The organism is Paenibacillus glacialis (genome assembly GCF_001637205.1).
GTDB classification, from domain to species: Bacteria; Bacillota; Bacilli; order Paenibacillales; family Paenibacillaceae; genus Paenibacillus_AQ; species Paenibacillus_AQ glacialis.
The window spans coordinates 77181-90159 of record NZ_LVJH01000070.1; the positions used below are offsets into that span (position 1 = coordinate 77181).

Genomic DNA, 12979 nt, shown 5'->3' on the forward strand with positions numbered 1-12979 from the left:
CCACCCTTATCTTGTTTCTATTGTATCAGAAATGGCTTCGGAGTGGGCATTCACCACTAGACTCTTGCTTGCACAAGTTCCCGAAACATAATATCATGAATAAAGAACTTTAGAGGTTAACGAATAAGGAGATGAATAAGCGATGATTATTGAGAATTCAGGACTAGATGGTCTAAAGTGTGACCTAGCTTATATGGATGAATCAGCAGAAAAATCGGGGTTTTTCCGGTGGCAATGGGAATATTATCGCGCTACATACGAATATAAAATTGAGGATGCGAACAACAAGGAAGAATATTTCGTACGTATTAATACACGCGCGATTGAGGGCAAATTAGAAAAACCCGATACCATTCTTGCTGTAGAAGCTGTATACATGGGTAAAGGTACATTTCCTCATGGACTGGATTATGAAGCACAGATTCCTGGGCCTATTCAAGCGATTGCAAATAAAAAATTGAGCCAATTCAAAGCAATACTTGAAGCCTAATATGGTATTACTGCTATGAAGGAAAATAAGCCCCAGCCCAAGAAGGGGACGCCCGATTTCCAGTTACTTATCCTTACATTACTACTTGTAGGTTTTGGTCTCGTTATGGTTTTTAGTGCTAGCTCGAGTCTAGCCGTTGCCAATGAGAAATTTAACAATGATGCTCTCTGGTTCACGAAGCGCCAGTTCGTATCCGTTACTCTCGGTATCTTTCTTATGTTTATCACTATGAATATTCCGTATAACAAGTATAAAAAATTGTTTATCCCATTTTTTATTGTGACGATTCTCATGCTGATTCTAGTACCTTATATAGGAATCTCCCAGAATGGTGCTAGAAGCTGGTTCCGTCTCGGACCGGTCAGTATCCAACCCACTGAGTTCGCTAAGCTTGCAACCATACTCTATCTTGCCGCTCTGATTACCAAAAAGGGTGAGCGATTACGTGATCTCAAAAAAGGATTTATTCCTGTTATCATGATTGCTGGAGGCGTTGTGGGGCTCATCATGTTGCAACCCGATTTTGGTTCTTCTATGATTCTCGTCGGCACCTGTGGTCTTATTATCTATGCAGGTGGAGCTAGCATGAAACATATCTTGGGCTCTATCGGATTATTTATTCTAGGTGCTGGTCTTGTACTTGGTGTGAGTACACTGATTGACTCTTTTTCTAACACAGATACTCCAACTACTGTCAATCAGAACTATAAGAAGGATCGCATCGCTGTTTTCTTAGATCCATGGGAAGACGAGGATGGCTCAGGCTACAATCTTATTCAATCCTTAACCGCTATTGGGCAAGGAGGTTTCACCGGATCTGGATTTGGTCAAAGCATTCAGAAACTTCATTATCTCCCGAATTCATACAATGACTTTATCTTTGCTGTCATAGGTGAGGAATTTGGATTTATCGGTACTGCATTCTTTCTCCTATTCTACTTATATTTTATTTGGCGAGGCATTTTGATTTCACTTCGATGTCCCGACCCATTCGGAACGTTAGTTGGGATCGGAGTTATGGGACTCATATCCATTCAAGCTTTTATTAATATCGGTGGAGTTACTCAGACCATACCATTAACTGGGGTTACCCTACCTTTCATTAGTTACGGCGGTTCATCTACTCTCGTCATGTTAATGAGCATGGGTATTCTATTGAGCATTTCCCGTGAAAGCAACAAACCTATGAAACAGGAATATATTAAATCACAAAAAGACTACCGGGCATCCCGATAGTCTTTTTGTTTATTGAATCAAGTTGTAATCAAACATTATTTAGTGCGAATAACTAAATCTTCAATCTCATCATCTTTAAAGGCAACGCCTTCGACTTTGACATTAACTTCAACCACTTGTAGACCCGACATACTCTCTACAGCTTCACGAACATTTTGCTGCAACATACGACATACTTCATGTATAGGTGTCTCATAGAGTACGATAATACGCAAATCGATAGCAGCCTCTAGCTGCCCCACCTCTACCGTGACCCCTTTTTGAACATTCTTACCACTAAGACGCTTAGCCCATCCTTCGGATAGCCCTCCAGACATTGCAGCAATACCTGGTGTTTCAAGCGCTGCCATGCCGGCAATTTTCGAGACGACATCATTCGAAATTCGTATATTTCCCATTTCCAGTTGAAGTTGTTCCGTCATGCCCATCCCTCCTTATACCTCATTAATCGTAATTGTAAATCCAAAAGGAACTAAATGCAAATAGTCATTCACAAAAATTGTTTACAGTAAGCCATTAAATGGGTATATTTTATAAGAATTTGAAAATACATAACTTATAGAGGTGTCTAATAATGAGAAACTGGATTAGTCCGTCCCTGCTTGTCATCACATTTATTCTAAGTGCATTAGGTCACTATGCTGGTTGGGATCCCACCCTCCAATTCATATTGTCCGCCATTGCCGTTATTTTCGTCGCGGGATTTCTAGGCAAAGCGACCGAAAATGTTGCTCATTATGCGGGTCAACGACTCGGAGGGTTTCTAAATGCTACATTCGGGAATGCTGCCGAACTAATCATTGCGATTTTCCTAGTAAGAGAGGGTCTATACGATATGGTAAAAGCCAGCTTAACTGGATCTATCATCGGTAACCTTCTTCTAGTTCTTGGGCTTAGTCTCTTCGCTGGAGGATTGAAATTCAAAGTACAGAATTTCAATGTTACTCTTGCCGGACTGAACGGTTCTCTCATGATCGTAGCTGTTATCGCCTTGTTTATTCCCGCTGTTTTCTTAAACACGCATTCCATTACGGCGAGCGAAACAACAACTCTCAGCTTAGTGGTAGCGGGAATTCTTATCTTTTCCTACATCGCTTGGCTCTTATTCTCTATGATCACGCACAAAAAGTATTTATCCGATGTCGCAGATGCATCACAGGGAGAACTTCCTCATGGACATGAAACTCATTGGTCTAAACGTAAATCCATCGTGTTCCTCATATTAGCAACGGTCATGGTGGCGTTTGTAAGTGAATGGATGGTGGGTACACTTGATACCATAACCGCACGCTTTGGCCTTAGTGAGATATTCGTAGGTGCCTTCTTAGTGGCGATTATCGGGAATGCAGCCGAACATAGTGCAGCGATCCTACTAGCTATGAAGAACAAGATCGGTGCTTCTGTTGAAATCGCCGTAGGAAGCAGCTTACAGATTGCGCTGTTCGTAGCGCCTGTACTCGTCTTCGTCAGTTATTTCACCGGAAATACGATGGATATTGTGTTCACTACCATTGAATTAGTCGCCATTGGGGTATCTGTATTCATTGCGAAATCCATTATCCAAGATGGTTCAACCAACTGGTATGAAGGGCTTCTACTTTTAGTCGTATACATTATACTAGGTGTCTCCTTTTATTTGGTTTAAACACGAAATACTATGAATAGATGACCGCTACACTACTTTCATTAAATCAAAAAAATGCATGTCCGATAATCGGCATGCATTTTTAAATTCTATGTATGCCTGTAGTTCACAGGCTACTCTTTGTTGTTCAAAGCCTCATAAAGAATGGCCAGATTACGCTCAAGTTGGCTAACCAACTGTCTTCCCGCAAATTCCTCTAGTAGACCTACACGTACCGCAAAATCAACTTCTTTAGAGAAGCCATACATTTGGGTATCCAGCACTTCCTCATAGAGAGGACAGTAACGCGTTGCTAAGTTCTCCATCTGGACTTCAATAAGCTTTTGAATTTTATCTGCATCTTCTTGTAGAAGATTGATCGCTCTAAGATTTAAATGTTCCTGTAAATCAGACGAAGTCATGTCTCTTCCCCCTATGTCCAAAAGTCACAGCTTTAATTCTAATCTTAATATTAGACGAAATTACACATCAATACAAGAACCTCCAAAAAAAAAGAAACCCTTACTTGTACAAGTAAGGGTTCTTTCACTCACATTAATCAGTGACGACGACGATTTGCAAACCATGTTTAGCAAATACTTCTTGCATCGTTACTTTTGCTTCTTCTGCATCTGAACCATGAACATGTAATTCATAATCCTTATGGCTGACAAGCGTAGTAAATAAGCCTAAAATACTCTTAACATCGATGTACTTATTGTCTGTTTGAAGCACGATGGAAGAACTGAACTTACCTGCTGTTTGAGCAATTTCTACAACCGCTGCATTGTTACTGGACATAGAGGATCCCTCCGTAACTTATATTATTATTATTATGAGTATTAACTCCATAATGATACCTTGAATCCGCTTTCTGATGCAAGTCATTTATATGTCATTTTAATTGATCAGGGTTTAGTCCTTGAAGCTCAGGAATGACAAACATTCCATCCTTACGAATAAGGATATCATCGAAGTAAATCTCTCCACCACCGTAATCAGGACGTTGAATTAGAACCAAATCCCAATGGATTGATGAGTTGTTCCCATTATTAGTAACATCATATGCTTGACCAGGGGTAAAATGTAAACTTCCTGCGATTTTCTCATCGAATAGAATATCTTTCATAGGATGAAGAATATATGGATTAAACCCAATCGCAAATTCGCCAATGTAACGCGCACCTTCATCCGAATCTAAGATGTCATTAAGACGTGCAGTTTCATTACTTGTTGCTTCAACAATTTTACCTTCTTTAAATGTAAACTTGATATTCTCGAAAGAAACACCATTATACACTGTCGGCGTATTGTAACTAATTGTTCCATTCACGGAGTTACGTACAGGTGCACTATATACCTCACCATCTGGAATGTTCTTTTCGCCCGAACATTTCTCAGCGCCGATGCCTTTGATAGAGAATGTAAGATCAGTACCTGGACTTGTGATACGCACTTTATCCGTTCTTCTCATCAGGTCAGCAAGCGGGTCTTGAGCAACATCCATCTTGGCATAATCAAGGTTACATACATCAAAATAGAAGTCTTCAAATGCTTCTGTACTTTTGTTAGCCAACTGAGCCATACTTGCATTCGGGTAACGAAGAACAACCCATTTCGTGTGATTAACCCGTTGTTGACTATGTACTTTATGACTATAAATGGAATTATATAATTTCATTTTTTCTTCAGGAACGTCAGATAGATCATTCACATTCGCTCCTGCACGAATACCAATATAACAGTCCATTTTCTTCATACGTTCCAAATCGAGCTCAGCCCAGGTCTCCATTTGCTCCGCTGACGCATGAGTAAACATTGTACGTTGTACTGATTTGTCTGTTAACTCAACGAAAGAGTTACCACCCTTTTTAGCTACTTCTTCTATAATAGCATTCAAAAGATCTCGTTCACTACCAATCATTTCGATCAATACATTTTCACCAGATTGCACATTAACGGAATATCCAACCAAATTTTTCGCTAATTTTTGAATTCTAGGATCTTTCATATCTATTTTTCCTCCTTAAAATCTATCCATATCTATTTGAACAACGGTTAATTCTTTGACCATTGTACCATGATCTAAGTTCCAAGTCAGCAGGAAATGGACTATCTCCACGAGGATTACAATTGAAAAGTAACGTCATTCACTACGATTTCATTTTGTTCATTTCCTTCCAGGTCTAAATATGATATTTTGCTTTCCGAAGTCAGTCTTAGTGGAAGATTACTTCTACGATCAATAGTCATATGGTACACAGTAGCCACCTTGGCCTCTTTCAGCATCGTCTGTAGTTGGTTTTCTCCTTTGCTCCAAATTGTTTCTAATTCAGAGCGTACTTTCAACGAATACGTTGTTTGTTGTTTATCTAGCTCTTCTCGCAAGCCATCCATTTCACTATTTAGTTGCTTGTCTAACCATTGTAATGCATCCTCGGATTTCAGTTCAATTCGAAGAACTCTAGTTCCTCGTGTGGCACCCATCTCTTCTGTAATGCTCTTATTCAATCCATTAATCTCTTCTAACTGATCTAAAGGGTTAAACCTTACAAGAGCCTGATCTGCTTGGTCAATGACACTAGAAGTGTGAATCCATCCTCCATTCATACGTCGAAAATCTGCATAAATAGGACTTGAATTTTTTTTCTCTTTTTGAACCGCAGTTACGCTGCCTTTCGTTGCAGTTTGCAATGGTACTGTACTTTGCATAGCCAATTCATCATGATTCGTTAGTTGTCCTTTATAAGAGAAATGCTGTTCGAACTGACGCTGTTCATTCCTTCGGAGCGCAGCTTCCCCTACAAAAGAAAGGGCCTCACTCCCAGCCAAACCACTTACTGAGACCCGAAACTGTTCTTCAGGAGAAGCATTCGTCGAGAAGAAGTTACATCCAGACAACAAACAGCATAACCCTGTAACAGTGATCCACGACCGCAATTTCCATACACTATATGTCATCTTGATCTACTCCTCATTAGCATAATCCATCAAGTTAGTTATTTTTTTTAATTATGGCACTTTCACTTTACTTTATCGTTCCCATTCTCATCTAGAATATAAAAAAGGTTCTTTTGTATCTCCAAAAAAAAAAAACACCTTTATAATCCAGGTGCTTTCGTTATACTTTTATCTTCAACTTGAATTTGATTACGTCCATTGTTCTTAGCTCGGTAAAGTGCCATATCTGCCAAATAAAACAAAGAATCAACACTTACTTGATCATCCAGCCAATTCCATTCAGATATACCACAGGAAACAGTTACAGAAGGCGCTGTCTCTTCTTCCACACGTCTACGAATTCGTTCTGCAACGACCATTGCCTGTTTCACCCCGAGTTGAGGTAAATATATAGCAAGTTCCTCTCCTCCCCAACGAGCGGCTAAATCACTTTGTCGAATTGAGGTTCTGATAATTTCACTGACCTGCTTAAGAATTTTATCTCCTTGCTGATGTCCGTGCATATCATTCACTTGTTTGAATTGATCAATATCCACCACGATCAACGAACCACAGAAATCATGTGTCTGCCTTTCATGTATCACTTCATCAAGATAACGTCTAACATAAAGATCCGTTAATACATCTCTATTGGCCATTCGCTTAACTTCTGCATGCAACAATGCGTTACTCACTGAAAGTGCTATATGAATAGATAACGTTTGCAATAATCTGTAATTATCATATGTGAAATAATGTGATTTCTTATGTGATAACAGAATAGCTCCCATCACTTCACCTTTTACAGTTAATGGAGCTGCAATCAGTGATTCCGATCCGGAATATTCCATGAATTTAGAGGGAATCCTCATGTTCACTGTGTAACCTGATAGAATAACCGGTTCTCCTTTGCCATATACCAAACCACCAAAGCCATAGTCCTTTTCAAATACTTCTTTCGCCAGACCAGGCACATTACTTGACACGACCTCTAATCCATCCAGCTTCTTATTAAACTGAAGAATACAACAAAAGTCTGCCTTAAAAATATTAAGAAGTTCTTCGTTTGAAAATTGATAAATTTCAGATAGACGAAGACTTTGATTCACTCGTTGTGTTAGTTCGTTGATCAGTCGCAACTCTTGAATAAGCAAGTTGGACTGCTCGTATAACTTCGCATTCTCAAAAGCGTTACCCGCGGTGTCGACTAAAGTTGTCACTAACTGTAAATCGACTTCATTCAAAAAGTCTTTGTCTGCGAGCAAATAAAATACGCCATATACTCCCTGTGTACCTCCAAGTGGAAATCCAATTTCCAGCTTGTCCTCACCATTCTCTTGTTTCGTTTCCTGAATAGTCAATTTCCCGTCCATAAAGGTACGTACTCTTACATCATCTTTCCAGGTTTGTAGAATAAGTGGTTTAACACGCGGGTTATCACTGTGATGATCTTGTGACATAAACAACTGAAGGGTTGCGGTAGGGTACAGGAAAGCTACACTGTCCAACACTTCCGTTAATATCATATCGACATCAATCTGATCATGCATACGTTCTACGATTTGATACAAGATAGCTGTACGAGCAGCCTCATCATTGGCCTTCTTTTGCTCACTCATCATATCTTCTACAAATATATTTTCAAATCTTTTGTAGAAGCAATTCTGAAAGAGAATAGACATAGCTGAGGCTATTTCAATTCCTCCGTTTTCAACCTTTTGTCGAGGAAGAGAACATACCATAATACTATAGAGTTCCTGACATCCACGTGTGAACAAAGGAAACAAACAAATCGTATGCTCCTCTTTATAATGACTTATTTCTGGATTCCAATCCGCCATGACTTTTGTTTTATGTTGTAAGCATTCGTCCAACAGCACAGAAGCATCATTCTTCAGATAATCCGATATCGTAATATCCCCAGCAACCCAAGAACCATCGAATCCCAAAATTGTCCACTTTGAATGTTCCATGATAGGCAGTGAAGACGATAATTGCTGCCAATCTATGAAACTCTTCGTCAAAAGATGATAGATGGAAGGGAAATCATATGTCGTAATGTCCAGATTACTCATCCAGAAATTTACTGAATTTAAGGAGTCTTCCTCCGACTTACTATCCTTAAGAAACCTCTCATGATCTGAAACGTTACTTTGATATTCTGACATAAAAACATTGCTCCTTTACACTGTTTTGAAAAGGTCATCTGTATGTCACTTTTATGATCCGCGAATAACAAGCAACCTAACAATAAAATACGTCTAAAGACATAAGTTAAAAGAACTAGTATACAATAACTATATTCTACTCTTTTAATGCTATATTTGCACCTATATTTCATGTTTTACCATAATATATTAGGACTAAAGCCCTATCTGAAAAATCAGACGTTTTTCTAAATACTTAAGAACTTGACTTTTACCCACATTATCATATAGAATCAATTGTTGAACAAGCGATTTTTTGTTCGAGAGAATTTGGGCGTAACGTTGTGTCACCCTCACGTACTTTGTTACTGAATAGACAGCGGCTGAACTCTCTATCAGTTGTGTTTTGGGCCCATGAGCCGCAACACATTAAACAAAATACGGCACAAATAGAACCCTACTGAAATTTCAATTATAAAGGAGTCTACTATACAATGGCACGTTACACTGGTCCTAAATTTAAACTAAGTCGCCGTCTAGGCATCTCACTAAGTGGTACAGGTAAAGATTTGAAACGCCCTTTCCCTCCGGGACAACATGGCGCTAACCAACGCAGAAAAATCAGCAACTACGGTATGCAGTTGCTTGAGAAACAAAAATTGCGTCACATGTACGGTTTGGGTGAGAAACAGTTTAAAACACTTTTCAATAAAGCTCAAAAAATGCAAGGTATTGCTGGTGAGAACTTCATGTTCCAACTAGAAAGCCGCTTGGACAACTTGGTTTACCGTCTAGGTTTCGCAAATTCCCGTGCAGGAGCTCGTCAATTGGTATCTCACGGTCATATCACTGTAAACGGTAAGAAAGTCAACATTGCTTCTTACTTGTTGAACACTGGTGATGTTATCGGTCTTCGTGAAAAAAGTCGTAGCCTTTCTTCTATCAAGGAAGCCCTTGAGAACCGTAGCCACCTTCAAGCGTACTTGGAATTCAATGATACAGCTTTAGAAGGTAAATTCATTCGTTACCCTGAGCGTTCTGAATTGTCACAAGATATCGATGAGAAACAAATCGTCGAATTCTACAACCGTTAAGATCTCGTTCAGACAAGTCTGGAACTCATGTTCCAGGCTTTTTTTTCACGTAAAATATTGACGATTTGTAGCATACGTGTCCATATCTACCACTAGAATCTCTTGTTGCTGAGACGAAGATAATGGTTCCCATTTCATAAATACTTCCTCCAGTTCACATAATATGTCTGGCACAAAAAAGCACCTTTCATCCCAATGGACGTGAATATATAGTGTGAAAATATCTAAACCACATTCACTCTGAATTAGTCAAACTTTAGCGTTATTACAGGGTCGGCGGGATAAAGAAACTCAAATGTCGATTTTTATGCTATAATAGTTCCGTTAAAAGGAGGTACTAATACGAATGGTTGATACAAATAAAAAGGCACCAAAAAAAGAGCTCCGTTCGAAAAAATCGATTGGACGTATACTGGGCAGTACGCTACTTTGGCTAATATTCTTCATCATCATAGGGTCACTGTTTGTGGGCGGCGCTGCCTTCGGTTATATTTCTTCTATTGTTCATGATGAGCCCGTACGAACGAGAGCTGAAATAGTAAATAAAATGAGTCAGAATTCAATTACTGGCTTCGCCTATTTCAGCGATGGCACACCTATTGGCCAACTCCGTACAGATGAGGATCGACGGCTTGTGGAGTATGACAAGATTCCTTCAATAATTAAAGAATCCGTCATCGCGATTGAAGATAACGATTTCTTTAAGCACATGGGAGTTGACGTAAGCGGTACACTTCGTGCAGTTAAGCAGAGAGTACTGAACGAGTCCATACAAACAGGTGGAAGTACGCTCACACAGCAACTCGCTAGACGTGTGTTCCTCAATCTTGATAGGACAGATAACCGTAAAATCAAAGAAATGCTTCTCTCATTAAGACTAGAACGTATTCTGACCAAAGAACAAATATTTGCAGCATATCTTAATAAGGTACCTTTCGGTAACGGAGCAAATGGTTACAATGTGTATGGTATCAAAGCTGCTGCAAAAGGTATATTCAATATTGGCGACTTAAACAAAGTAAATATTGCTCAAGCCGCTTATTTAGCAGGGCTTCCGCAGCTACCTTCCAAATACTCCGCATTTAATGGGAAGGGCGAATTCAATCCTACTGCATTCAAACGTGCAATGGACCGCCAAAAGTTAGTATTACGACGTATGCTTGAAGAAGGAAAAATTACGAACGCTGAATACAACGAAGCTGTTGCGTTCGACATTAAATCATCTCTAGCTACTCAAACAGCAAAGGCCTATTCTACCTTTCCTTACCTCATGATGGAAACGGAACGAAAAGCTGCTGAAATTCTGATGAAGTTAAATGCACCTGCAATCGAGGAAATTGATAAAGCCGCCAAAGGCAATGACGATCTCCTAGAAGATGCTAAGCTCCAACTGACAACCGGTGGGTATCGAGTGTATACGACTATAAATAAGAGTATTTACAATTCGATGCATGCCATTGCCGAGAACAAAGATAACTTCAGCCCTGATAGTAAAACGAAAGGGATGGAGCAAACAGCGGCTATAATGTTAGACAACAAAACCGGTGCCATTCTAGGAATGATTGAAGGACGCGACTTCTACGAAGAGCAAATGAACTACGCTACACAGATGGTGCGCCAACCGGGATCAGCAATGAAACCGATCGCTGCTTATTTACCAGCACTTGATTCAGGAGCTATACAGCCCGCTAGCATTGTGGATGACGCCCCTATTATATTAAAAGATTATCAGAAGGGATTCCATATTCCCAAGAACTCATCAGGTGGTTATGAAGGACTCATCACAGCCCGTTATGCACTCAATAAGTCTAAGAATACAATTGCCTTGAAATTATTTAATAATGTTATAAAGATTGATAAAGCGTGGGAATTTACGAAGAAACTTGGAATTACAACTCTTGAACAAAATGATTATGCTGCAACAACCGGCGTACTCGGTGGTTTAGCACATGGTGTGTCTGTTGAAGAACTAACTAATGCCTATGGTTCAATTGCTAACCACGGAACATTTCTTGATGCTTATATGATTGAGAAAATTACGGATTCAAATGGTACGATTGTCTATCAGCACACACCAGAACCTATCAAAGCTTTCTCTGAACAAACTGCTTATCTTATGACCGATATGTTGCGTACTGTTATTACTGAAGGTACCGCTAGTACAGTTAAGAAAAATTATAAGCATTGGAAAGAGGTTCCCATCGTAGGCAAGACAGGTTCAACGCAGAACTATGCTGACGTATGGTTTGTGGGGTATTCTCCAGATATCACTCTTGGCGTCTGGGGTGGCTACAAAGAGCCTATAAACGTACTAGAAGGCACACAGAGAAAGAATGCTCAAAATATATGGACACTCATCATGAATGACGCGATAGCTAAGAAACCAGAGCTATTTACCACATCCAAGTTCGAGAGACCATCAGGAATTACAACGAAAACAGTGTCTGCATACAGTGGTAAACTTCCTACTTCATTAACCAATAAATTTGTGACAGACTTGTTTAATGTTAAATACGTTCCTAAGGAAAGTGATGATGGAATCGCGAAGGCCAAATACATCACGTATAATGGTGTGAATTATATTCCTCAAGATACTACGCCGGAGGACATGTTAAAGGAAAAAGTTGTCATTAAACGTGAACATCCGATCCAAGATTTAATCAAGGAACTTCAAGCCGCATTCACCGTGATGAAAAAGCATCAATCCTTAGCGTACTATTTACCTAAAGACGCGACCGGTGATATGCCAACTCTAATCGATCCAAGAGTGGATGACGGTAAGATACCTACATCACCTAGAGATGTTAGCTTCTCCCTTGAGAATGGATCAGCAAAGATTAACTTTAAGTCTAGTGGATCACAGGATGTAGTGGGTTACCGACTCTACCGTTCATTGAACGGCAGCACTTTTGTGAAACAAGGAACTTCCATACTTACTGATGATCCTAAAGTATTTAAAAGTACCGTTTCCGCAAGTGGCATTTATGACTTTTACATCACAGCAGTTGATGTAGCCGGTAAAGAATCCGAACCGAGTGCGATTGTTGGGAATAGCAGCTACCAACCACCTACTATCCCAGATGATAACATTACGATTCCAGAAGAAGTGATTCCGCCAGATGAAACAGATCAAGGTCCTCCAATCGATCCACCAGGTGGAGAGGCTATTCTAACGACGCCTACACCCCCTGGGCAGCCTACTATTGTAGCTATAGATAATAGTATTCAGTTATATTGGGCTACTAACAGTAGCGATACTGTCGAGCGTTACATTGTCTATTTCAGTAGTGAACAGAACGGACATTATTCTCAGTTGGGTTCAAGTCAATCATCTTCCTTTCTATACGATTACAATACCCCTATCTCTGGCTGGTTCCGTATAACAGCTAGCAATAGTGCCGGGGAATCCGAACCCTCCGCTTCAACCTATTACGAAAAGAAATAGCTT

Annotated in this window: 11 protein-coding genes; 5 read left to right on the top strand and 6 right to left on the bottom strand. The window is 39.8% G+C overall.

Going from position 1 to position 12979, the window contains the following annotated elements; all coding sequences use genetic code 11:
- The first annotated feature begins 142 nt into the window (after nucleotides 1-142).
- Together PGLA_RS23105 and ftsW are read left to right on the top strand one after the other, a co-directional pair.
- Entirely contained in the window at nucleotides 143-490 is a 348-nt protein-coding gene (locus PGLA_RS23105) for a YugN family protein (protein ID WP_068537538.1), read from the top strand.
- A gap of 15 nt (nucleotides 491-505) precedes the next feature.
- A complete protein-coding gene (gene ftsW / locus PGLA_RS23110) occupies nucleotides 506-1726 on the top strand; it encodes a putative lipid II flippase FtsW (RefSeq protein ID WP_068537540.1) in 1221 nt (406 codons plus the stop codon).
- A gap of 35 nt (nucleotides 1727-1761) precedes the next feature.
- On the opposite strand, the gene PGLA_RS23115 is transcribed toward ftsW, so the two are convergent.
- Nucleotides 1762-2148, bottom strand: coding sequence for an Asp23/Gls24 family envelope stress response protein (locus PGLA_RS23115; protein WP_068537542.1), 387 nt, complete (start codon nucleotides 2146-2148; stop codon nucleotides 1762-1764).
- 152 nt (nucleotides 2149-2300) lie between these two features.
- Here PGLA_RS23115 and cax point away from each other — a divergent pair, with 152 nt between their 5' ends.
- The gene (gene cax / locus PGLA_RS23120) at nucleotides 2301-3371 is read left to right on the top strand and encodes a calcium/proton exchanger (protein WP_068537544.1); all 1071 of its coding nucleotides are present in this window, start codon (nucleotides 2301-2303) and stop codon (nucleotides 3369-3371) included.
- Nucleotides 3372-3484: 113 nt separating this feature from the next.
- Here the strand turns inward: cax and PGLA_RS23125 are convergent, their stop codons facing one another.
- The 5 genes from PGLA_RS23125 to PGLA_RS23145 form a co-directional block, all read right to left on the bottom strand.
- Nucleotides 3485-3772, bottom strand: a complete 288-nt coding sequence (locus PGLA_RS23125) for an Fpa/YlaN family protein (protein ID WP_068537546.1) — start codon at nucleotides 3770-3772, stop codon at nucleotides 3485-3487.
- A gap of 133 nt (nucleotides 3773-3905) precedes the next feature.
- The gene (locus PGLA_RS23130) at nucleotides 3906-4151 is read right to left on the bottom strand and encodes an HPr family phosphocarrier protein (RefSeq protein ID WP_068537548.1); all 246 of its coding nucleotides are present in this window, start codon (nucleotides 4149-4151) and stop codon (nucleotides 3906-3908) included.
- Between the two features lie 94 nt (nucleotides 4152-4245).
- A complete protein-coding gene (locus tag PGLA_RS23135; RefSeq protein ID WP_068537550.1) occupies nucleotides 4246-5361 on the bottom strand; it encodes an aminopeptidase in 1116 nt (371 codons plus the stop codon).
- 116 nt (nucleotides 5362-5477) lie between these two features.
- Nucleotides 5478-6311: a hypothetical protein gene (locus PGLA_RS23140; RefSeq protein ID WP_068537552.1), complete on the bottom strand. Its 834-nt coding sequence runs from the start codon at nucleotides 6309-6311 to the stop codon at nucleotides 5478-5480.
- 140 nt (nucleotides 6312-6451) lie between these two features.
- Nucleotides 6452-8458: a sensor domain-containing diguanylate cyclase gene (locus PGLA_RS23145; RefSeq protein ID WP_068537554.1), complete on the bottom strand. Its 2007-nt coding sequence runs from the start codon at nucleotides 8456-8458 to the stop codon at nucleotides 6452-6454.
- 473 nt (nucleotides 8459-8931) lie between these two features.
- Here PGLA_RS23145 and rpsD point away from each other — a divergent pair, with 473 nt between their 5' ends.
- Nucleotides 8932-9531 carry a 30S ribosomal protein S4 gene (gene rpsD / locus PGLA_RS23150; RefSeq protein ID WP_068537556.1) on the top strand — a complete coding sequence of 200 codons (600 nt, stop codon included), beginning with the start codon at nucleotides 8932-8934 and terminating at the stop codon, nucleotides 9529-9531.
- Nucleotides 9532-9877: 346 nt separating this feature from the next.
- Nucleotides 9878-12976: a transglycosylase domain-containing protein gene (locus PGLA_RS23155; protein WP_068537558.1), complete on the top strand. Its 3099-nt coding sequence runs from the start codon at nucleotides 9878-9880 to the stop codon at nucleotides 12974-12976.
- Nucleotides 12977-12979: the final 3 nt, after the last annotated feature.